This window comes from Acinetobacter sp. 24-47-67, from assembly GCF_056779735.1.
Genome location: NZ_JBWYIK010000011.1, coordinates 55,643 through 78,794, shown reverse-complemented (window position 1 = coordinate 78,794; position 23,152 = coordinate 55,643). Strand labels below are relative to the sequence as shown.

Below are 23,152 nucleotides of genomic sequence, written 5' to 3'. Positions count from 1 at the left end.
TTCGCGCCCCACCCAATCGCTAAAAGCGATTCCTTCAGGTTCAGGCTGTAATCATGTGTGCGTTATACGCATCGTCGTTCTCGGATCGCCGCTGATTCTATATTTTCAGCGATTATTGCTGTACCGCTTTTTGCCGATGTCCATCAGACTTTATTTAATGGAGCACCCAATTTTCGGGTGAAAAACTCTATGAGCAAAACTTTTGCTGATTTTCCACTACACGAATCACTTCAACAAGCATTACAAGCATTAGGCTTTACATCGCCTACTCCTGTTCAGGAACAATCAATTCCTGCTGCTTTAGATGGTAAAGATCTTTTAGTATCAAGCCAAACAGGTTCTGGTAAAACTGCTGCATTCTTATTACCTACACTTCACGCTTTAGCGGGTAGTGAAGATACGTTGCTTTCTTTCAAAGAGCGTATGCGTGCTGTAACTGCACCTACAATTTTAGTACTTTGCCCAACACGTGAATTGGCTCAACAGGTCAGCCAAGATGCGATTGCATTTGTACGTCACATGAAAGGTGTTCGTATTGCTGCGATTATGGGTGGTATGCCTTTTGGTAAACAAATCCAACAATTAAAAGGTGCACAAGTTGTTGTGGCGACTCCAGGTCGTTTACTTGATCTTGTAAACCGTCGTCAAATCAAATTGGACAAAGTTAAATCATTAATCGTAGATGAAGCAGACCGTATGCTTGATCTTGGTTTCTCTGAAGATTTAGAGGCGATCAGTGATTTAGCGGGTAACCGTGATCAAACATTAATGTTCTCTGCGACGTTCGCACCACGTATTATTACGTTGGCAGAACGTATGATGAATGAGCCAGAACGTATTGCGATTGAAACTGGTCACACGACGAATACTGACATCACTCAGACTCTACATTGGACTGATGGTTTTGAGCACAAGAAAAAGCTTTTAACACATTGGTTGAATGAAGAAGATCTTGATCAAGCTGTTGTATTTGCTTCTACGCAAGAAGATACAGATATGCTTGCAGAAGAACTGTCTGAAGCTGGTCTTTCAGTTGTAGCACTTCATGGTGCAATGCCACAGACTGTACGTAACCGTCGTTTGCGCAGCATCCGTGAAGGTCGCGCAAAAATTTTAGTTGCAACTGATGTTGCAGCACGTGGTCTAGATGTACCAACAATTTCACACGTGATTAACTTTGGTCTTCCAATGAAGAACGAAGATTATGTACACCGTATTGGTCGTACAGGTCGTGCAGGTCGTACTGGTAAAGCAATCACATTAGCGACTTACCGTGAACGTGGTAAAATTCGTGCTTTAGAAGACTACTTAGATGCACGTCTAGAAGTTTCTGAAATTGAAGGTCTTGAGCCATCTCCACCTCCAGCACGCGGTAGTCGTGATGGCGCTGGTCGCGGTCGTGGCCGTGGTGGTGAAGGCCGTGGCCGTGGTGGTTTCGGTGGTGGTCGTCGTTTTGAAGGTGAATCAAACTTCAAACGTCGCGAAGGTAACCGTGATGGCGAACGCCGTTCGTTTGGTGAAGATCGTCCACGTCGCGAGTTCAACAACGACCGTCCACGTCGTGAGTTTAATGGCGAAGATCGTCCGCGTCGCGAGTTCAACAACGATCGTCCACGTCGTGAATTCAATGGTGAAGATCGTCCACGTCGCGAGTTTAACAATGACCGTCCACGTCGTGAGTTTAATGGCGAAGATCGTCCACGTCGCGATTTCGGTGACCGTCCGCAACGTTCATTTGATGATCGTCCAAAGCGTGATTTCGGTGATCGCCCTCGTTCTAACGATGACAATCGTGGTAACCGTGTAGATTATAAACCTCGTGAAAACAGTTTTGGTGACCGTCCAAAACGTGATTTCGGTGACCGTCCAGCACGTCGAGAAGGTGGTTTTGATCGTCCAAAACGTACATTTGGTGATGACCGCCCAAAGCGTGAATTCAATAGCGATCGCCCACGTCGTAAATTTAACGACTAATCGGTATAGCTAAATAAACCAGCCTTCGGGCTGGTTTTTTTATTGCTCATATCAAAAAATCTGTTAGAATAAAAGTGAATAATTTCACATTATTTATGGTAAATGTAAAATATGAATAATAAGATTATAATGATTGAGACGAAGCAAATGAATGTTGGTGCAATCATGATGTACGTGTTCTTTTTATTGGTATTACTTAATCTTGCCTATTACTTTTTTAGTATCACATTATAAATTTATAAAAAAGAATAATTTCAAATCATTGTTTCATAAATAAAACACATCTTTCTATAAGCAAAATTAATAAAAATGATCAATAATGCTACAATGTCCGCTTAACCTTGTATTTTATAAATAACATTTAAATTCAGTTATTTCAGAGTATAGTATGCAAGCTGAAAAATTGTAGGAACACGCTCAGCTATGAATAATCAAATACAAATCGATGAGCAAGCGTTGATCGAAGTAAAAAATTTAAGCTTTAATCGTGGTGATCGTGTTATTTACGACCAAGTCAATTTAAAGATTCGTAAGGGTCAAATTACTGCCATTATGGGGCCTTCAGGGACGGGGAAAACCACGCTTCTTAGACTCATTGGGGGGCAACTTGTACCTGATGCAGGCGAGGTCTTGTTGGATGGTAAAAATATTAGCCAAATGAGTCGTCAGGAATTGTTTAAAGCACGTGCTCGTATGGGGATGCTCTTTCAGAGTGGTGCGCTTTTCACTGATATGACTGTCTATGAAAATGTAGCTTTCCCTATCCGCGCCCATACTCAATTGCCTGAACATTTGATTGCAGAACTGGTCGCTTTAAAACTCGAATCTGTAGGATTACGTGGCGCTGAGCAAATGATGCCTTCTGAGCTTTCAGGGGGGATGAATCGCCGTGTGGCGTTAGCTCGTGCAATTGCACTAGATCCAGATTTGATTATGTACGATGAACCATTTGCTGGTCAGGATCCCATCGTAATGGGGGTTTTAACCCGATTGATTCGTTCTTTACGAGAAGCGTTAGACCTAACGACCATTATCGTGTCTCACGATGTTGCTGAAACATTATCGATCGCAGATTACATTTATGTGGTTGCGGAAGGTAAAGTACAAGGCGAGGGCACACCTGATCAGTTAAAGAATCATAGTTCGCCTTTCGTCCGTCAATTCTTAACAGGTTCGGTCGAAGGTCCTGTGGATTATCAATTTAGTCATCAAGCATATTTAAGTGATGAGGTGCGTACATGAATGCGATAGCCTCACTAGGTAGACGCGTTATAGAACGTGTTCAAGGTATTGGCGTTGCAGCCATTATGCTAGTTCAAATTTTATTTTCGATGCCGACTTGGATTGGAGTCAAACTCTTTATCTATCAAATGTATCGTGTTGGCGTATTATCATTGCTTATCATTGTGGTGTCAGGGCTGTTTATAGGTGCAGTCTTGGGTTTACAGATGTATAGCATTTTGGTCACTTTCGGCAGTGAAGCGATGCTTGGAGCAGCAGTTTCGTTGACCTTGTTGCGTGAACTTGCGCCAGTGGTTGCAGCCCTTCTTTTTGCGGGGCGTGCAGGATCTGCTTTAACCGCCGAAATTGGTTTGATGAAAGCGACTGAGCAATTGTCTAGTATGGAAATGATCGGTGTTGATCCACTTAAACGCATTATTTCACCACGTTTATGGGCGGGTATATTTAGTTTGCCTATGCTTGCCGTAATTTTTGCTGCTGTGGGGATCATGGGCGGAAAAATGGTCGGTGTGGATTTTTTAGGTGCTGATGAAGGTTCGTATTGGAGTGGTATGGAAAGTGCCGTTCAATTTTATAAAGATGTCTTTAATGGCACGATCATCAAAAGCTTTGTATTTGCTTTAATCTGTACGTGGATTGCCGTATATCAGGGGTATTCATGCGAGCCTACATCAGAAGGCATTGCGACAGCAACAACAAGAACGGTAGTGTATTCATCACTATGTGTTTTAGGATTTGATTTTGTTTTGACTGCGGTCATGTTTGGAGGTGTGTAATGAAATCACGTACGAGTGAGCTCGCAGTTGGAATATTCGTGATTCTATTTGGTTGTGCATTATTTTTCTTGGCAATGAAAGTAAGTGGCTTAGCTGGGACAAATTTAAAAGATAGTTATAGCATGACGGCAACTTTTGATAACGTGAATGGTATTAAACCACGTGCTAAAGTTGCACTAAGCGGAGTAAAAGTAGGTGAAGTTGAGTCAATCACATTAGATCCGTTAACACGTCTTGCAACAGTGAAAATTAATTTAGATGGTGAGCTGACATCTTTCAATGATGAACAACTTAAAACTGTGCAAGAAGGTGCTTTAGAAGAGTTGCGTTATAGCAGTGACTATGAAGCTGCTACGCCATCGCAACAAAAAGAAATGGAAAAGCAACTGATCGCTAACATGAACTCCATCACCAATATTGATGAAGATGCTTACATTATGGTAGCGACAAATGGCTTACTGGGCGAGAAGTATCTCAAAATTGTTCCAGGTGGTGGTTTAAATTATTTAAAACGTGGTGATCAAATTGGCAACACACAAAGCACAATGGAAATTGAAGACTTAGTGTCTAAATTTGTGACTGGTGGTGCTGGTGATTCAGCTGCGAAAAAAGATTCAAATGGTTCATCAGATGCAGAAACTGTAGAATTCACAGATGAAACTGCTTCTTTTGTTGAATGATTAAATAGAGGAAAAATAAATGAATACGTTCGTAAAGCAAACACTGACTGTTAGCGTTTTATCGACGATGATTGCGAGTACAGCATTTGCTGCACCTACGGAGACTCCTCCTGCATTTATCAAAAAAGTAGCTGATGGCTTAATTTCACGTTTAAAAGCAGACCAAGCTAAGTTACAAAATAACCCTGCTGCGGTACGCGCAATTGTTCGTCAAAATTTAGATCCATATATTGATTCGCAATCATTTACTCGTATCGTGATGGGAACTTATGCGACGAATCAATATAGTAATGCTGCTCAACGCGCACAGTTTGAGAAGAACTTCCGTGAAACATTGATTGAAAACTATGGCAGTGCTTTCTCTAAGTTTTCTAATCAGACATATACAATTCGTCCGTATAAAGCATCTAACACTAAAAACCCTGTTGTAACGATTGATTTTATTAACAAGGGTGAGAAGATCCCTGTATCGTTCCAATTGGCTGATAAAGGTGATCAGTGGAAGATTCGCAATATCAACGTTTCTGGAATTGACTTAGGTTTGCAATTCCGTAATCAGTTTGCTGCTACTGTGAAGCGTAATGGTGGCGATATCAATAAAGCAATTGCAAACTTCAAGCCTGATGCTGAAGCTGCAGTTGAGAAAAAATAACAGAGAACAATTGTGATTTCACTCAAAGATCAAGAAATTATGGTTTCTGGAAAAATTAGCTTCGACAATGCTGAACAGTATTATCAACAAGGTTTAATGTTGATTCAGCAGGCAAAGCAGTTTCCACTTACTGTAAATTTATCAGGTCTTGAACATGGTAGTACTCTGGCGCTAGCTGTTTTAGTGCGTTTATTGCGTCAAGCACCTGGAACATCGAGTTTACATTTTAAATCTGTGCCAGAAAAAATGATGAAAATCATTCAATCTTGCCATTTAGAAAATGATTTAAAATTGATTTGATTGAAAAATAAAAAAGCACCTTAGTGTGCTTTTTTATCGCTTTAAAATAGTAATTTACTCAACAGAAGGTACTTCATACGTTGTTTAAAAAACGCGACATCAAAGCGTACTCAAATCCATTTTTTCCATCTAAAATAAATCAGTGGTCCAAATAAGAACACTAGGATAATCAAACTGACAACAACAAAGCTCGTCGTTCCTTGAGCAAAGGGCAGTACATCAGTGTTCATACCATAAATACTGGCCACCAACATCGGGGGAGCAAGCATGCTAGGTAAAATCGAGAATCGACGAATCGTATCATTCTGTTCAGTATTAATGAAACCCGAAGTGGTATCCAATAGGAATCGAACCTTCTGGAACAAGAATGCATCATGTTCTACTAATGAGCGAACATCCTCACTGAGTTCTCGAATATCAGCATCATAAATATGACTGCCTAAGGCACGGGGTCTTGCTAAGAAGGTCAGAACGCGGCGTAAGTCAATTAAACAGAGTTGCGCTTTACCCAACATATCTTCTTTTTGAGCAAGACGGGTAATCATATCATCGAGATCAAGAATTTGCTCACGGTGGCGAACATTCAATACTTCTGTAGAGTAGAGTTCTAGATCCTTGTGGATATCTTCTAAGATATCCGCAAGCTCATCGAGTTTAGCTTCGAGTAAACCCAAAAGTATCCAAGTCGGATCTTTATAGTCAATGTCGTAATCATTACGGCGAGCACGTGCTCGAAAGGCACGGAAAGCAACGAGCTTTTCACCACGTAAAGTAAATAGTCGATCTTTATGTAAAATAAATGCAACGGTTTGAACCGTTCCTAGCATATTGGATGACTCTTCAGGGTCACCATCGACTTGGTAGTTTTTATTTTTCGTTAAAAAATACGTACTGATATGTAAAATGCCATCATCATCACGGTAGAATCGTGCAGATGAAGAAATATCTTCTAATGATTTTAGTGTTGGAAGATTTTGTTTATAGGTATCTAAAACCCATTCTTGCTCATCTTGAGAGGGTGCAATTAAATCGATCCAAACCAATTCAGGGTGTAAATCAAACCCACCATTGATCGTTGCATCTTCTAGACTACCGCGCTCTGTGGCATAAAAGGCTTCAAGCATTTTATCTTTTCTCCCTTGCGCAGTTTGTGTGTGAACGATGGGTGTATTTTAGACAAGGATGCCATGAAAAAAAACCAATTCCATCATTAATTGGGTTAAAAAACACAGAACATATCATTTTAATTGTTGTTATAAAAACTTAAGGCTAATTTTAAATGAATTCTATTGCAATATTTTGTGGTTCAACATTAGGTTCCGATCCTGTTTATGCTGATGCAGCAAAGAAAACAGGGAAATATTTAGCGCAACAAGGCAAGACCTTGGTGTATGGTGGCGGTCGTTCAGGATTAATGGGTATTGTTGCGGATAGTGCATTAGAGGCTGGTGGAAAGGTCATTGGCGTGATTCCACAAGGATTGGTGGATCGTGAATTAGCACATCCAAATTTGACTGAACTTCACGTTGTTACCAGTATGCATGAGCGTAAAACGCTGATGGCAGATTTGTCGGATGGTTTTATTGCCTTACCGGGTGGTGCAGGAACAATTGAAGAAATTTTTGAACAATGGACATGGGCGCAACTCGGTATTCATCTTAAACCCTGCGCATTTTTAAACATCAACGGGTTTTATGATGGTTTATTAAAATTCATTCAACATACGACAGATCAAGAGTTTACTCGAGCTCGTTTTACCAATGCATTAATCAATTCAACTTCAATCGAGGATATTGTGTCAAAATTCGAGTCTTATCAGGCACCACTACCGAAATGGGGTGTCCAAGATCGAGAAGATTTGGTGAAACTAGATACATGAGCAAAATCATTACTGTCGCAGCAGCGATTATTTCCAATGAGGATCAGCAGTTGTTGTTGGTTCGAAAAAAGAATACCCAGTTTTTCATGCAGGTTGGTGGGAAGTTAGAGGAGAATGAGCCTTCTGAGGACACGATTCTGCGAGAAATTAAAGAAGAAATTGGCGCTGAGGCAGTAATAGATCAATATATAGGTCGTTTTGAAACCAAAGCTGCAAATGAAGCGGATCATCAGTTGATTAGTTATCTCTATCGAGTTCAGCTTAAACAAGAGCCTCACATTCATGCAGAAATTGCTGAAATGAAATGGATCGATTTAGATGATGATGCTACGCCTTTAGCACCGTTAACCCGAGAAATCGTGATTCCTTGGTGTAGGCAGCATTTTAATGCCGATTAAAGCTTAAAGTGACTGTGTCAATATTCTGCGGCTGCAATGCATGCGATCTGAATGTTCTGACAGCCGAGTTTTTCTAGTGCATTGGCCAACGCATTGACTGAACTCCCTGTGGTCACGACATCGTCAATAATCAGGATATTTCTAAACTTTCCTTTTTCTGAACGTATAGGTTTGAATTGAGATTGAATATCCTCGATTCTTTCTACACGTGTTAAGCCTTTCTGTGAGTGTTGTGCTGAACGTTCAATTGGCTGCCAAATGGGTATTTGCAGTTTTTTGGAAAGAACTTTTCCGATGACCATCATTTGATTATAACCACGCTCTTTCAAGCGCTCGTTTGAAATAGGCATAGGTACAATCGCTTGAAAACGTTTCAGTTTAAGTTCTAGCAATGTGTGTGCTAGAAAAGTTTGATAATGAAGTTGTTGTTCATATTTGAATAAGTGAATAATGCGATCTATAGGAAAGCTATAGTCGAAACAAGCATAAATATTTCTTTCATGTCGATGAATGAGTGAAGGGCTTTTCCATGGGAGCATTGTCCAACAGTCATCACATAGTCTGTGGGTTTGAGTTGAGGAGAATCCACATAATTGGCAAGCGCGTCGTGATAATAATGTGTGATAGAGGTTATGAATAGGGCTCAGCATCATGGCTCAAGTTATTTTTATTGTGAGTACCTATGATTATAACTGAGCTCGTTGATTAAGGAACATATTAAACATACGCATATCTAGGTGCTTCTGGTAACCATCGTTTAAGAAGAGCATCCGCTTGATGTGGGTAATCTTTTAAAATTTGAGTCGCGACATAGTGCGCTTGAGTTAACAGATGGTCATCACGTTCCAATTTAGCCACGCGAAAACCCATGTCTCCAGTTTGTTTCGTTCCTAACAGTTCGCCTGGGCCACGGATTTCCAAATCTTTTTCTGCTATTAAAAAGCCATCATTGGTTTCACGCATAATGCGTAAACGCTCTTGTCCATTCTGCGATAAAGGACTTTTATACAATAATGCGCAAAAACTTGCTTTAGCACCTCGACCCACACGCCCCCTTAATTGATGTAGTTGAGATAGACCCAGTCGCTCCGCATTTTCAATGACCATGATGGATGCATTTGGTACATCCACTCCAACTTCGATCACAGTTGTTGCGATCAGTAGTTGTAATTGATTGTCTTTGAACTGTTGCATGACGGCTTGTTTTTCATCAGCTTTCATTTTGCCATGAACCAAACCAATATTGAGGTGCGGAAAGCATTCTTTAATCTCCTGATAAGTCGCTTCAGCAGCTTGGGCATCTAACGTCTCTGATTGTTCCACTAATGTACAGACCCAATAAGCCTGCTTACCTTCAGCGCAGTTTGTCGCAATACGCTGCAGGACCTCTTCACGACGATCGAGTGGAATAGTGACTGTTTGGATTGGGGTACGCCCTGGGGGTAACTCATCAATCACAGAAGTATCTAAATCGCCGTACGCTGACATTGCTAATGTACGTGGGATAGGCGTGGCGGTCATTACTAACTGATGTGGTGTCGTATCCTGTGCCCCTTTATTTCGTAATGCTAGACGCTGGTCAACTCCAAACCGATGCTGTTCATCAATGATGACAAGACCCAATTTACGAAACTGGACGTTATCCTGAAATAGTGCATGAGTACCGACGACCAATTGGGCAGAACCTTCTCTAATCTGCTGTTCTGCAGCAGCGCGTGCTTTCCCTTTTTGTTTGCCTGATAACCAAGAAACTTGGATGCCGAGTGGTTCGAACCATTTTTTAAAATTTAAATAATGTTGTTCTGCGAGGATTTCAGTCGGTGCCATAAGGGCAACTTGCCATCCCTCTTCGAGTGGATGACATGCCGCAATGCCTGCTACTAAGGTTTTGCCTGCGCCTACATCACCTTGCACCAGTCTGAGCATCGGTTTGTTTTGTTTAAGATCTTTCACAATTTCATTTGAAACACGTTTTTGAGCATTCGTCATTTCAAAGGGAAGTGTGGAGAGAAGTTGTTTGGCAAATGTTCGACTGGCTGAAAATGCAGGTGCGGAGATCTGTTGAATGTATGCACGACGAGTCAACAAACTAATTTGATGACTGACTAATTCTTCAAAGATGAGACGTTGCTGCGCAGGATGCTGCCCTCCAGCCAGTTGCAACATATTGGCATCGGTGGGAGGGTGATGAATATATTCTAGTGCTTCTTTTAAAGCATACCCATTGGTAAATTTTGCAGGAATCAGTTCTGGTAAATCATGGGCATGTTGTGCTAAAGCTTGTTTAATATATTCGCGCAGTTTAGGTTGAGTGAGTCCTTCCGTTGATGGGTAAATTGCGGTTAGCTGCGTTTTTGGAAGTGGTGTATGTTCAGTAATCAATTGAATTTCTGGGTGATACATTTCTAGGCCACGAGCGCCTACTCGGACTTCACCAAACACTCTTAAACGATTTCCAGGCTTTGCGCGATCCATCAATGCTTTATAAATATGATAAAAACGTAAGGTGACTTTTCCAAAATCATCTTGTATTAATATTGCCATGGATTTGCGTTTACCAGGCGGCATATCCATTGATGCGACAGTGCCTTCAAGTAAATAGCTTCGACCTACTTGAAGTTGATTCATGGGCACAATAGTACTGCGATCTTCATAATCTCGAGGCAGATGAAACAAAAGATCATCCGTATTCCAGATATTTAATTTTTCGAGTAAAGCGGCAGCGGCGTTTCCTACACCTTGCAACTGATGGACTGCAGTCATGTCCCCTCAACTTTGCTTAAATTGAATTTATAACACTAGAGAATAGGTCTTACATGCATATTCTATTTATCGGTTATGGTAAAACATCCCAACATGTTGCTAAACAATTATTTCAACAAGGACATCAAATTACCACAGTCAGTTTAAGCAGGAAAGATCAAGCAGGTGCTATGCATCTTCAACAAGATATACACCAACTTGATTTATCGACATTGTCGCCTATTGATGCAGTATACGTGTTGATTGCACCCAAAGACCCATCACTAAACGGGTATAAAGCAGCTTTCATAGATGCGATTCCACATATGAGAAATCAGCTTGCATTGCATCCTATCCAAAAGATTATTGTTGTCTCATCGACACGCGTTTACGGACAAGATCAAGGGGAGGAGATTGATGATCAAACAGAGATCAATCCGAAAGATGAGAAAGCATTAGTGTTAGCCACAATGGAGAAACTTTGGCAAGAAGCCTTCCCACAGCAATGTATCATTGTGAGACCCACTGGTATTTATGGCGTATCCGTGAAGAGAATGATGCAGCTTGCTCAAAATACAATGACCTATCCCAATGTGCATTGGTCGAATCGAATTCATATCGAAGATTTAGCGGGTTTTCTTGTCCATTTACTTCACGTGGAACATCCAGAAAAAACTTATATTTGTAGTAATAATCAACCTATTCCATTACATGAAATTATTCTGTGGTTCCAAAAGCAGTTAAACATCCCTCCATTAAAATTGTTGAGTGAGGCACAGCGTGGAAAGAAAATTTATGCCTCTCGAATGTTAAGCACTGGTTTTAAATTGAGACATGATCAATTTTTTAAGGATTATCGAGATCTCATTTAGACATAAAAAAAACCCTCGCTGGGGAGGGTTTTAAATACTATTTTTTCTTGCGTTTTAAGCGTTTTTTGGCTTGTTGATCAGCAACTGCATCCAAAGCTTCTTTGAGCTCTTCATCGTTAAATGAAGTGATATGTTGCAACATTTGTAAGGTTACATCATCTAGTACCAAGTTGGCATATTGAGCAACCTCTTTAAATTGTGCATCAAAGACTATTGCGCCTTCTTCGTTATTACTGATATAGCCTTGTTGAGTCAGAACTTTGATAAAACTTTGGAAGAGCGCTTTATCAAAGAATTCAGGTGAGTTGAACTCATAAAGTACAGATAAACGCTGACCTAATAGATGGCTTAAATCTTCGACCTGCTTGGTCGTAATATTTCCAGAGCCACGTTGAGTAATTAGGGCAAGTGTCATGTAGTAGCGTTCAATACTTTGCTTCACTGGAGCAGCAAGCACGACTAACTGATTGTGTTGTTCAGAGTTAGGTGCAGGGCTACATAAATTTCCATGTTCATCAATCGTAATCAACTGTGCTTCTACCAGACCCTGAACATAGTTACAGATCTGTTCTTTAAGCTCATCCGTATTCCACTTAAGGAAAAGTTCAGCTTTCAAGAATGGATAAAGTGTACGAATGACATTAATCAAATCGCCCTGTGAAATTTTACCATTGTGCTCGACCATCGCAGCAATCAGTGATGGCAAGACATAAGCATGCAAAATATTATTGCGGAAATATGTCAGTAATACTGCTTGACCATCTTCAATCGCAATGATGTCGCCAAGGACATGTTTTACACGCTTAATCAACTTGAGTTTTAAACCATAAGCAATGATTTCTTTACCAGACAGTGGTGTGATTTGAACTCGATGATCATAAGGTAAAGCTGTTAGAAGATTGCGATAGGTATCTAACTGTTTAATACAAATCTCTTCATCAAGCGTGTGCTTGGAAGTCGATAGAAGAATAAGTGACAATAACGAAACTGGGTTGATAACAGCAGCACGGTTAATATTTTCAAGAATTGCATTTGCTGAGGTGTTGACTGCATCAGAAACTTCTTGAGGAATCGGGTCATCATTCTTCTCAATTTTGATATGTTCAGCACCATGCTGTTTCAAAATCTCATCAAGGAAGACGGGTTCACCAAAGTTTACGTGTACTTTACCGAAGATGCGTTCAATCTTTCTTAAGGTTTGTAAAATACCAAAGATAGATTCGGCCTCTTTAGGCTTACCATTCATTTCACCGACGTAAGTTGCACCTTCCATCAGGCGTTCATAACCAAAATAGGTCGGGACAAATACAATAGGTTTAGCACGACCACGCAAATGACTATGCACAGTCATTGCCAACATACCTGTTTTCGGCGGTAATAAACGTCCAGTACGTGAACGTCCACCTTCAATAAAGTATTCTAATGGCGTGTTGCGCGATAGGATACTGTATAAATATTCTTTGAATACAGTGGTGTATAACGCATTTCCACGGAAGGTTCGACGTATAAAGAATGCACCGCCACCACGTAAAAGCTGTCCAACGAATGGCATATTCAGGTTATCACCTGCAGCAATGTACGGTACCATCATCCCACGCTTATAAATCACATAAGAGAGTAATAGGTAGTCAATATGGCTACGATGACAAGGTGTATAAATAATTTCGTAGTCTTTCGCTAATTCACGAACTGTATTGAAATTATGTACTTCTACGCCGTCATAGAGTTGAGTCCAAAGACGCGTCAGGGCTTGTTCTGCAAAACGTACGGTTGCATGAGAATAGTCTGATGCAATTTCATTCACGTAGCCGATCGCACGGCGCTCAGCTTCAATCAAACTGATTTTAGAGCGAATACTTTCTTTGCGAATTCCGTCCTGAACATCTTGAGATTTAATCAATGATTGCATCACGTTTCGACGATCTGACAAATCTGGACCTAATACAACTTCACGCTGACGATCTAGATAATCATTGAGTTGATTGACGATATATGTTGCAGGAGACAAGTTTGGATGTGTTACACGTGCGTAATCTACCAATTCGCGCAGTGATTTTGGTTCATGAAATTCAAGAAAAGATTGGCGACCATGTAAACCAATATTCATCAGTTGTTTAACAGTACTTGGCGTTGCCCAAGTGTCCGTAAATAGCAATTTAAATAATGAATCTTCTTTGTCCGGTGAGCGGCCCCACAATACAGTCACAGGTACAAGTTCAATGTCAGTATCTGGATGCTTATCCAATATCTCGATCAATCTGAGGAGACGAGGTGGAAATGCATGGGGTGGCGGATTAAGTAAGTTTGTTTCATCTTGGTGTTGTAAAAATAATACAGCAGCTTTCTCTTTATGGTCCCCGATCATGAGTGGGTCAAGTGCTGGCGCGAGATTTAATCGACGAGTTTCGCCGTCAACCACTAACGCATTACTACGCGAGTAATTTTGTAATACATAGCACACCACTTTTTTGTGAGTCGTGTTATTTTCAGTGGGTGGTGTTGAAGGTTGGGTTTCAGTAGGAACCTCTCCAAGAACATGCGGTGTTACTACGAGGTCAAGCAACTTACTGGAAAGTCGACGATACATTTGACCAAAGCCATTCTTGGACATACATACTCCTAGCCAAAGACGAATTTCGCATGACGCGAATGAAGGCAATTATTTTCTTAAATCTGTGATCAAAACAATATGTCATTTTCTAACAAAATGCACAGAATTTGGATGAATTTTCGTTAATAATCGTATTTTTAGCCAAAATATCAAATTTGTTTTATGACAATATAGTCAAGCAAAGTTTAGTTGTTTACTCGGAAATTATGGCAATATAGAGATTGAGTCATTAAATTGGAAAATCTGTTTAAATTCAACAGGCCCAATTTAATGTCGTAGCAATGAAATATATAGGTCCGATATGAATCAGCTCACGCAAGAACTCGTAGATTTACTCACGCTAGAAAGACTTGAAGAAAACATTTTTAGAGGCAAAAGCCAAAATTTGGTTGGCAAACGTGTCTTTGGTGGGCAAGTTCTAGGTCAAGCGTTACGTGCTGCTTCATATACAACTGATCGCCCTGCACACTCATTGCATGCATATTTCTTATTTGGTGGAGATGTTAATGCACCCATTATTTATGAGGTAGATCGAATCCGAGATGGGCGTAGTTTTGTGAGTCGCCAAGTTCGTGCGATTCAACATGGCAAGACGATATTCATGTGTATGGTATCTTTTGCAGACCAAGAAGAGGGTCTCAATTATCAAGTTGCTGAACCCGAATACCCGCCAGTAGATGGGTTAAAATCTGAAGCTGAACTCAAGAAAATGATTGTGGATTTTGTACCAGAGAATGTGCGTGCCAGCTTTATGCGTGATCGTCATGTTGAAATTAAGCCTGTAATGCCAGTGAATCCATTCCAACCACAACCTGAGGCGCCGTCTTACGCGCACTATATTCGTACACATGATCGTTTGGCTGATGATGTAGATGAAAACGCATTACATCAGGCGATCGCTGCTTTTTATTCAGACTTTACTTTGATGACAACCGCGCTACGACCACATGGACTCAGTTATATTTCACCGAGTTTACAGTGTGCCAGCATTGACCATACCATGTACTTTCATAAACCATTTCGTGTAGATGATTGGATGCTCTATGACATGGAGGCAACGATTAGTGCAAGTTCTAGAGGATTGAACTTTGGACGAATGTGGCAAAATGGACAATTGGTCTGTAGTACAGTACAAGAAGGTCTAATTAGAATTCGTGAAATCGAAACGCAATAAGATAATTGATCTATGCTTCAAGCCAAATCTTCAGATTTGGCTTTTTTTACTTCATATTTGTATTTATAAATTATTCGTTTCGGTTGCAAAGCTAACAAGAAAAAATGATCGATTCTTGAAGTCGCTCATGGCATAGTGCGACTAATAAATCAAAATGAAAAGCACAGGACATGAGTCTAAATACGCAAATTTTAATTGCTGCAATTTTAGGTGTGGCTTTTGGCATCTTGTTAAATGTATTCCCTGATACAGCATTTTTTAACGGAAGTTTATATGGCTTAGGGATTGCCAGTAGTATCTTTATCGGCCTACTTAAACTCTTACTGATTCCTCTAATCTTTAGTTCTATTGTTGTCGGAGTTTCCAATCTACAGACTGGCGGACAACTTGGTAGAACTTGGAAAATCACCCTCGCTTGTTGTGTAACAACCACAACGTTGGCACTGATTTTGGGGCTTGCGTGTGCGCATCTTTTCGAGGTCGGGAAGGGTGTAGACATCACTATTTTTCAAGAGACTATGAATCAGCATCAGACGCCTGATACTTTGACTCCTTCGAGTTTTTTTACCAACTTTATCCAAAATACACTAATAAACCCGTTTAAAGCATTTGCTGAAGGTAATGTGTTAGCCGTTGTCGTTTTTGCACTTTTAATTGGGGTGTCTCTCGTTAAAGGTGGTGAAAAATTTAAAACAGTGAAAGCGTTGAGTCAGCAATTTTTTGAAATCATGATGTTGATGATTGGTTGGGTGATGAAGCTAGCACCAATAGGGATTTTTGCGTTGCTGGCAAAGTTAATCGCGACGGAGGACCTATCCGTTCTGAGTCGATTAGCAGAATTTGCAGCTGTAGTCACGGGAACGACCATCTTTCATGGCCTTGTTGTTTTGCCTTTGTTGCTCTGGGTTTTTGGAAGAATGAATCCAATTACATTTTTTAAGGGAACACGAGCAGCCTTGATTACGGCGTTTGCTACCAGCTCAAGTTCCGCAACCATGCCGCTATCAATGAAGTGTGCTCAGGAAAATTTAGGAGTAAGACCTCAGACTGCAGGATTTGTGATCCCTCTCGGGACACAGTTGAATATGGATGGGACGGCATTGTATGAGGCTGCGGCGGCGCTGTTTATTGCGAATTTAATGGGGCTTGACTTAACGTTAGGACAACAATTGATTGTGTGTGCGACAGCAATGATTGCATCTTTAGGGGCACCAGGTATACCTAGCGCAGGTATGGTTACCATGATTATGGTTTTACAATCAGTTGGACTTCCAGCAGAAGCAATCGCGATATTATTGCCGATTGACCGTTTGTTAGATACCGTTAGAACAGTGGTGAATGTGCAGGGGGATATGATGATTAGTGTTGTTGTAGATCGTTACACGAATCCTGATCATGAACCTATTGAAAAAAATACAGCTTAAAAGATTAGATCAGATATAAAAAAAGCAGGGATCACCCTGCTTTTTTATTGAATACATTATGCAACTTTCAGTGCTGCGCGCTCCGCTGCTGGTGACTGATTTAGATAGTTGATCGCATCTTCAGTTTTTGCTTCATGAACAGGGTCATACCAAGGCATTAAATAGCCGAGTTGTTGAGAAACAAGCCAGAATGGGTGAGGGAGTAAACCATTATCTTTTTGGGCAATTCGTGCCCATTCACGCCAAATCCAAGGTTTGTAAACAGCTGGTTTAATTGATTTAAAGCGAGGGTCTTGACCCATAATATGAGCAGCACCATCAACCCATAAACCTAATACAGCAGCAATCACAACTACACTTTGATAATAGCGAGAAATATAACCACCGCCGAGATGACGATATAAGTCAAATGCAACGGTACGGTGTTCAATTTCCTCAGCACCATGCCATTTTACGAGATCGAGCATATTGGCATCAGCGCCTAATTCTCCCCATTTTTTGTTGTACAAGGCATATTTGCCGAGGACACAAGTCATATGTTCAACGGTAGCGATAATACCCAATCTGAATAAATCCCACTGATGATCTAGGGATTTTGGGACGTTTAGACCTAAAGGTTTATCTGCTAAAAGTTTTCCAAAAAGAAAGTCCATGATATCGAGGTTACGTTGAATATCGATATGACGTGCGCTGAGATATTCTTTATTCGCTGAATTATGTGCTTGAGCGTGCATCGCTTCTTGGCGAATAAAAGCTTTCACATCTTCTGCAAGTTTTTCATCAGTAATTTTGGGCAAAACTTTGTTGTACAGACGACAAAACCAAAATTCGCCTGCTGGTAAGATGTTATTAATTTCATTGATAAAATAACTAACGAAAGGCTGATTTGGAACCCAATCTACTGGTGTATCCGCCCACTCAAATTTAACTTTACGAGGTTTGATGTGATACTCAATAGAAGATCCAATCTTACTATTTCTTAATCGAGACAATAATTTCATCACACTTTCCTGAATTTTTGTTGTGATTATCATTTTTCAGTATAAAAAAATGCCCTCAAATAACCTTAGCATTTGAGGACATTGATGTATCAATTAGTGAATGTAATGATTTAACCATTCGGTAGGGTAGATACTATTCGGCTTTGTTGGATTCTAGTTCAGTTGTTTCGCTTGGTGATTCATCATCTTGTTGAATATCATGATCAAAATCTTCATCGATGTCTGATTCACTTACTTCAGGAATTGCACTTAGATCAAATCCGTTAGGCTGCTCAAGCGTAAAATTTAAACGACCAGCAATAACGCTTGCGAGTTCTTCAAGACCTTGCTTATTGAGGGATGAGAACAATTGGATAGAGAAGTTAAGCTTCATTTTCTTTAATTGAGCTTTGACTTCTTGCAATGCTTTGGAAGCTGGACCACGATTTAACTTATCTGATTTTGTTAATAAAACATGGACAAATAATTTACGTGAATATGCCCATTCTAACATCATGACATCGAAATGTTGTAAAGGGTGTCGTATGTCCATTAACAATACAAGCCCTTGTAAACTTTCACGATGAATGAGGTAGTTTTCAAGCTCTTTTTGCCAAACGATTTTCATGCTTTCAGGTACAGCAGCATAGCCATATCCAGGAAGGTCAACTAATCTTTGTTCGGCATTGCCCATGCTAAAAAAGTTAATCATTTGTGTGCGACCAGGTTTTTTAGACGCACGTGCAAGTTGTTTTTGATTAGTTAATGCATTAATCGCACTCGATTTACCAGCATTCGAACGACCTGCAAAAGCAATCTCATAACCTGTGTCTTCTACACATAAATTCAGTTTTGGTGCACTCATTAAGAATTCGGCTTTGCGCAACCAGTTGAGCGCTTGAACCGAATATTCAGTAATCGCTGGATCGGCTTTTTTCTCATAGCTGATCTTTTGCTTTGGGGCATTTGACGCCTTACTGTTTTTCGACTTTCCTCTGCTGTGATGCATAGCTCAACTTCAATAACTCAATTTACAATCAGCTATTATAAAGGAAGTCGCGCATGCAAGCGAATACTCAATCGAATTGAGTCGATCTATGGTGTAACTTGAATGAACGGAATGGGCGAATCTGAATTTAATTTTATACCTGAGGTGGGTATAACATCTTTTAATTGAAATTGATCTAAATGCTGATAAAACTGTTTGACTGCATGATCTAAAATGCCTTTTAAGCCACAGTCACTTCTTAATACGCATGGTGGGTTATGACACTCTACAATTTGCTGATCGCCTTGAAGTGTTCTCACTAAAGTCCCTAATGAGATATTCAGAGTTTGAGGGGCTAGACGTATACCGCCACCTTTGCCTCGAGTGGTCATTAGCCAATTTTTTTTTGCCATAAAGTGAACGATTTTCATGGCGTGGTTTTCTGAGACCTGCAATTGGTTTGCCAGCTCTGCAATGGTATAAGGCAAGTCGCGAGGTTGTGCGACATACATCAATATACGCAGGGCATAGTCGGTAAATTTATTCAGTTGCATAGATCATCATAAAAGACAGCTTATTCCTATCTTAACATTGAAAGCCCCGCGAACGGAGCTTTCAGTGATCTCTTAATATCTTATTTCGGTTGAAGATTTAGATGAATCAATTTTTTAGTGGCGCAGATACCTCAACAACATCACCTACTTGATAGTGGTTTAATAAGATATTTGCCACAGAATATTCAGTTGCTTCATCTACCGCTTTTACTGTGATTTGATACTGGTCAGCTTGTGCAGCATCAAAGCTAAATTGTTGTGGTTGGCGCATCTCTTGCCCTGGTACTTGGACTCGTACCGAAATATATTCACCTGCTTCAGCCGTCGCAATGGTGTGACCGTCTTTGGCAGCTAAAGTTAAGGTTTTGGTGTTAGCTCCAGCTTCAATCGCTGTAATTTTAAATTCACGCCAGCCAGCCCAACCGCCATTTTGTGCAGTCAAAGCTTCATATTTTGATTTTTCGACACCAATTAAAATGTCTGCCAATTGCATATACGCGGCTTTCCAAGCAGCAATCAGATCAGAGTCCATTGGCACATCTAATACTTCGCTGATTGAATGCAGAAGGTTTTTACCCACAATCGAGTATTGATCCGCTTGAATGTCTAAACTTACGTGTTTAGTGGTAATTCGCTCAATCGCTTTTGCCAAAACTGTAGGATTTTCAATATTTTCAGCATATGCCAAAACAGCAGCAGCTAAAGCACGTGGCTGACGACCAGTACTTTGATGATCCATGTTAAATGTATTTTTTAACTCGGGGTTGTTGTTCAACATGCGATTATAGAAATAAGTCGTAAGGGCAACACCATTCTCACGCAGAACGGGAACAGTCGCTTTTACAAGTTCAATATGTTGTGGCGTCATGAGCTTCAACTTTAGTTTTATTAAAAGATATATTTAAAATACATCTTTTAGGGTCGAGCTGCAATATGACTTGCATAGAAAACCTTAAAATAATTATGGGATATTAAAATATCCCATAATGAAGTTAAAAATGATGCGTAAAGGGAGGGCTATTTTTTTCCAAATAATGAGCCCAGTAGACCGCGTACGATTTTTTGTCCAGTGCTTCCGCCGAGGCTTCGTGCAGCACTTTTAGCAAACGTACCGACAATATCTTGGGTGAGTTTCTCGCGTTGTTTGGCTGCACGTTCTGCTTCTTTTTGTTGTTCACGGGCAAGGCGTTCTTGTTCTTTGGCTTGCTTTTTTACGAAAGCTTCTTGCTCTTTAGCAATTTGCTTCGCGTAGGCCTCTTGTTCCTTAGCTTGTTGTTTTGCTAATGCTTCTTGTTCGGCTTGTTGTTGACGCTGAACTACTTTGTTTTGCAGCATTTCAAAAGCACTTTCTCGATCAAGTACTTGCTCATAAACACCTGCAACCACACTGTTTGTCATGAGCGTCTTGCGCTCTTCAAGCGTGATGGGTGTAAAAGATGAATATGGGGGCATGACCCAGCCGCGTTCAACCATTTGTGGCGTGCCTTTCTCATCTAGACAGCTAATCAGCGCTTCACCAACTGCCAACTCTGTAATGGCGTCCTGTACTTTGAATGCAGGATTGGGTCTAAAAGTATCAGCTGCAGTTTTTACTGCTTTTTGATCTTTTGGTGTGAAGGCACGAAGTGCATGCTGAACACGGTTACCCAGTTGTCCTAAAACACTTTCAGGTAAATCGAGTGGATTTTGGGTGACAAAATAAATACCTACTCCCTTAGAGCGGATTAAGCGTACCACTTGTTCGATCTTTTCTTGCAAACCAGAGCTGGCATTGTCAAACAGTAAATGAGCTTCATCGAAGAAAAATACCAATTTCGGTTTATCCATATCACCGACTTCAGGTAATTGTTCAAACAGTTCGGAAAGCATCCACAGTAAGAAAGTCGCATAAAGCTTTGGTGTGTTCATTAATTTATCGGCAGCGAGCAAATTAATATTGCCGTGACCTTGTGCATCGGTTTGGATAAAATCCATGAGGTCTAATGCAGGCTCACCAAAAAATTGATCACCGCCTTGATCGGACAGTGCTAGCAAATTACGTTGGATTGCACCCAAGCTGGCAAGAGAAAGATTGCCGTATTCTGCTTTAAAGTCAGCTGCATGCTCAGTCACATAAGTGATCATCGCCTTGAGGTCTTTAAAGTCGATCAGTAATAAACCTTGATCATCCGCGATGCGGAAAATCGCAGAAAGCACACCTTCTTGGGTGTCATTCAAATTTAGCATTCGGGCTAAAAGCAATGGACCAATTTCTGATACTGTAGTCCGAATCGGGTGACCTTGTTCGCCAAATAAATCCCAAAAGACCACAGGTGATGCGCTAAATGGGATTGATTCAATATTGAGGCTCTTGATGCGTTCATCAAATTTTGAATTGCTTTCACCTGCTTTGGCAAGGCTAGAGACATCACCTTTTGCATCGGCTAAAAATACCGGCACACCAATACGAGAAAAGTTTTCTGCCAAGACCTTTAAAGTGACTGTTTTGCCTGTTCCTGTTGCGCCGGCAATCAAGCCATGTCGGTTTGCCAGTTGCGAATGTAAAACAATCTCTTGGGATGTATCTGAGGTTTTTTTTGCGATGACAATTGGTGTGCCCATAATTATTCCTTTTTATTCGATCTTTTGTTGTTGCATTATTTTGAGTGCTTGTTGAATATCTTCTATCAAATCGTGAGGATGTTCCAGTCCTATACAAAAACGAACCAATATTCCTTCTTGTAAATGTGGATGTGCAAGCTCACGCATTTGATCAATTTGATAGAGCATTACTAAACTCACTGGGCCACCCCAGCTAAAACCTAATTTAAACAGGTGGAGAGCATCACAAAAATTGCGTATATCTTGAAGATTATATTTTTGATCAAAAATTACACTGATTAAACCTGCACTTAATTCTGATATGCAAACTTCCTTCCAAAAAGTATGACCTGCAGATTTGGGATTGGCAGGGTGTAACACTTGTGCAAACTCATTTTGCTGTTGAAGCCAGCTCAATAAAGTTAGCGCTGATTTAGATTGGTGCGTATAACGGAGTTCCATTGAAGATAGGCTGCGCTGAATCTGTGCAGTATCATCGCCTGATATAGAAATCCCTTGAATTGCATGCATACGAAATAACTTGTGGTATAAATCCTTGGTTTTTGTAACGACACTCCCCATGAGAATGTCACCACCACCGCTTGGATATTTTGTGAGTGCATGAACGGTAATATCGACTGCTAAGTGTTCTGTACCAAAATCAAAAGCATTAAAAGCTAGACCCGCTCCCCAAGTATTATCAAGTGCGGTAAGGATCTTATGAGCTTGAGCTTTTTTCACCAGATTCGTTAAATCTGGAAATTCAAGTGTTAAAGATCCTGCAGCTTCTAACCAAATTAACTTAGCTTTATCACTTGGTTTAAAGCTCTCAACATCAATCGGGTTATAGACCTTAACGGCAATACCATAACGTGATTCTAGGTTTCGCAAATGCTCCATATTTGGACCGTAAATATTGTCCGCGACCCAAACTTCATCACCATGTGCTAAAAAACAAGAATTCACCAAGTTGATTGCAGAGAGTCCGCTTGGTGCAAGTAGACAGTATTCTCCGCCTTCTAATTGTGCAATATTGTCGCCTAGCGTAAATGTGGTAGGGGTGCCATGCGTTCCGTAACTATAGTCATAAGCATCGGTCCAATGGCGATTGAAAAGAGCATCGGTATTTTCAAAAATGATCGTTGATGCGCGATAAATAGGAGGTTGAATACTATTTAAAAGTTGAGGTGCTTTTCTAGGGCTGTGTATGAGTTGAGTTTGCGTATTTATTTTCACAATTTACCTGTCTAAACCGTCATTTTATAACTAACAAAACATACTACTAAAAAACTGCATCGCTGTGCTTTGTTTAAAATTATTTAACAA

General features: G+C 40.4%; 21 protein-coding genes. 11 read left to right on the top strand and 10 right to left on the bottom strand.

Annotated elements, in window-relative coordinates; translation table 11 throughout:
- The first annotated feature begins 189 nt into the window (after positions 1 to 189).
- The 6 genes from AC1M9K_RS12575 (at position 190) to AC1M9K_RS12550 (ending at position 5,624) form a co-directional block, all read left to right on the top strand.
- Complete coding sequence (locus AC1M9K_RS12575; protein ID WP_481589462.1) at positions 190 to 1,974, top strand: DEAD/DEAH box helicase; 1,785 nt, start codon at positions 190 to 192, stop codon at positions 1,972 to 1,974.
- A gap of 423 nt (positions 1,975 to 2,397) precedes the next feature.
- Complete coding sequence (locus AC1M9K_RS12570) at positions 2,398 to 3,216, top strand: ABC transporter ATP-binding protein (protein WP_035265033.1); 819 nt, start codon at positions 2,398 to 2,400, stop codon at positions 3,214 to 3,216.
- A complete protein-coding gene (gene mlaE, locus AC1M9K_RS12565; protein ID WP_035265034.1) occupies positions 3,213 to 3,992 on the top strand; it encodes a lipid asymmetry maintenance ABC transporter permease subunit MlaE in 780 nt (259 codons plus the stop codon). The genes AC1M9K_RS12570 and mlaE overlap by 4 nt, the downstream gene beginning before the upstream one ends.
- Entirely contained in the window at positions 3,992 to 4,672 is a 681-nt protein-coding gene (gene mlaD, locus AC1M9K_RS12560; protein WP_180028249.1) for an outer membrane lipid asymmetry maintenance protein MlaD, read from the top strand. The genes mlaE and mlaD overlap by 1 nt, the downstream gene beginning before the upstream one ends.
- A 19-nt stretch (positions 4,673 to 4,691) precedes the next feature.
- Positions 4,692 to 5,324 carry an MlaC/ttg2D family ABC transporter substrate-binding protein gene (locus AC1M9K_RS12555; RefSeq protein WP_035265038.1) on the top strand — a complete coding sequence of 211 codons (633 nt, stop codon included), beginning with the start codon at positions 4,692 to 4,694 and terminating at the stop codon, positions 5,322 to 5,324.
- A gap of 39 nt (positions 5,325 to 5,363) precedes the next feature.
- Complete coding sequence (locus AC1M9K_RS12550; protein WP_481589461.1) at positions 5,364 to 5,624, top strand: STAS domain-containing protein; 261 nt, start codon at positions 5,364 to 5,366, stop codon at positions 5,622 to 5,624.
- A 110-nt stretch (positions 5,625 to 5,734) separates the two neighbouring features.
- Here the strand turns inward: AC1M9K_RS12550 and AC1M9K_RS12545 are convergent, their stop codons facing one another.
- On the bottom strand, positions 5,735 to 6,748 hold the full coding sequence (locus AC1M9K_RS12545) for a CorA family divalent cation transporter (protein WP_481589443.1): 1,014 nt from the start codon (positions 6,746 to 6,748) through the stop codon (positions 5,735 to 5,737).
- A gap of 155 nt (positions 6,749 to 6,903) precedes the next feature.
- On the opposite strand from AC1M9K_RS12545, the gene AC1M9K_RS12540 reads away from it, so the two are divergent.
- Both AC1M9K_RS12540 and AC1M9K_RS12535 read left to right on the top strand, forming a co-directional pair.
- The gene (locus tag AC1M9K_RS12540; RefSeq protein ID WP_481589442.1) at positions 6,904 to 7,503 is read left to right on the top strand and encodes an LOG family protein; all 600 of its coding nucleotides are present in this window, start codon (positions 6,904 to 6,906) and stop codon (positions 7,501 to 7,503) included.
- Positions 7,500 to 7,901 carry an NUDIX hydrolase gene (locus AC1M9K_RS12535; RefSeq protein WP_481589441.1) on the top strand — a complete coding sequence of 134 codons (402 nt, stop codon included), beginning with the start codon at positions 7,500 to 7,502 and terminating at the stop codon, positions 7,899 to 7,901. The genes AC1M9K_RS12540 and AC1M9K_RS12535 overlap by 4 nt, the downstream gene beginning before the upstream one ends.
- A gap of 17 nt (positions 7,902 to 7,918) precedes the next feature.
- Here AC1M9K_RS12535 and AC1M9K_RS12530 read toward each other — a convergent pair whose 3' ends face one another.
- Together AC1M9K_RS12530 and recG are read right to left on the bottom strand one after the other, a co-directional pair.
- Complete coding sequence (locus AC1M9K_RS12530) at positions 7,919 to 8,551, bottom strand: ComF family protein (RefSeq protein ID WP_481589440.1); 633 nt, start codon at positions 8,549 to 8,551, stop codon at positions 7,919 to 7,921.
- A gap of 67 nt (positions 8,552 to 8,618) precedes the next feature.
- Complete coding sequence (gene recG / locus AC1M9K_RS12525) at positions 8,619 to 10,664, bottom strand: ATP-dependent DNA helicase RecG (RefSeq protein ID WP_481589439.1); 2,046 nt, start codon at positions 10,662 to 10,664, stop codon at positions 8,619 to 8,621.
- Positions 10,665 to 10,717: 53 nt separating this feature from the next.
- Between recG and AC1M9K_RS12520 the strand changes: the two genes are divergently transcribed.
- Positions 10,718 to 11,515: an NAD-dependent epimerase/dehydratase family protein gene (locus AC1M9K_RS12520; protein ID WP_481589438.1), complete on the top strand. Its 798-nt coding sequence runs from the start codon at positions 10,718 to 10,720 to the stop codon at positions 11,513 to 11,515.
- Positions 11,516 to 11,552: 37 nt separating this feature from the next.
- Here the strand turns inward: AC1M9K_RS12520 and plsB are convergent, their stop codons facing one another.
- Positions 11,553 to 14,126, bottom strand: a complete 2,574-nt coding sequence (plsB, locus tag AC1M9K_RS12515) for a glycerol-3-phosphate 1-O-acyltransferase PlsB (RefSeq protein WP_180028255.1) — start codon at positions 14,124 to 14,126, stop codon at positions 11,553 to 11,555.
- A 301-nt stretch (positions 14,127 to 14,427) separates the two neighbouring features.
- Between plsB and AC1M9K_RS12510 the strand changes: the two genes are divergently transcribed.
- A complete protein-coding gene (locus tag AC1M9K_RS12510; protein WP_035265059.1) occupies positions 14,428 to 15,300 on the top strand; it encodes an acyl-CoA thioesterase in 873 nt (290 codons plus the stop codon).
- Positions 15,301 to 15,470: 170 nt separating this feature from the next.
- Entirely contained in the window at positions 15,471 to 16,724 is a 1,254-nt protein-coding gene (locus AC1M9K_RS12505; RefSeq protein ID WP_481589437.1) for a dicarboxylate/amino acid:cation symporter, read from the top strand.
- Between the two features lie 56 nt (positions 16,725 to 16,780).
- On the opposite strand, the gene AC1M9K_RS12500 is transcribed toward AC1M9K_RS12505, so the two are convergent.
- The 6 genes from AC1M9K_RS12500 to AC1M9K_RS12475 form a co-directional block, all read right to left on the bottom strand.
- On the bottom strand, positions 16,781 to 17,725 hold the full coding sequence (locus AC1M9K_RS12500; RefSeq protein ID WP_481589436.1) for a metal-dependent hydrolase: 945 nt from the start codon (positions 17,723 to 17,725) through the stop codon (positions 16,781 to 16,783).
- Positions 17,726 to 17,858: 133 nt separating this feature from the next.
- Positions 17,859 to 18,713: a ribosome biogenesis GTP-binding protein YihA/YsxC gene (yihA, locus tag AC1M9K_RS12495; protein WP_035265068.1), complete on the bottom strand. Its 855-nt coding sequence runs from the start codon at positions 18,711 to 18,713 to the stop codon at positions 17,859 to 17,861.
- Positions 18,714 to 18,799: 86 nt separating this feature from the next.
- On the bottom strand, positions 18,800 to 19,246 hold the full coding sequence (locus tag AC1M9K_RS12490; protein WP_481589435.1) for an RrF2 family transcriptional regulator: 447 nt from the start codon (positions 19,244 to 19,246) through the stop codon (positions 18,800 to 18,802).
- A gap of 106 nt (positions 19,247 to 19,352) precedes the next feature.
- Entirely contained in the window at positions 19,353 to 20,114 is a 762-nt protein-coding gene (locus tag AC1M9K_RS12485; protein ID WP_481589434.1) for a globin domain-containing protein, read from the bottom strand.
- Positions 20,115 to 20,263: 149 nt separating this feature from the next.
- Entirely contained in the window at positions 20,264 to 21,847 is a 1,584-nt protein-coding gene (locus tag AC1M9K_RS12480; RefSeq protein ID WP_481589433.1) for a helicase HerA-like domain-containing protein, read from the bottom strand.
- A gap of 12 nt (positions 21,848 to 21,859) precedes the next feature.
- On the bottom strand, positions 21,860 to 23,062 hold the full coding sequence (locus tag AC1M9K_RS12475; protein WP_481589432.1) for a PLP-dependent transferase: 1,203 nt from the start codon (positions 23,060 to 23,062) through the stop codon (positions 21,860 to 21,862).
- Positions 23,063 to 23,152 lie beyond the last annotated feature (90 nt).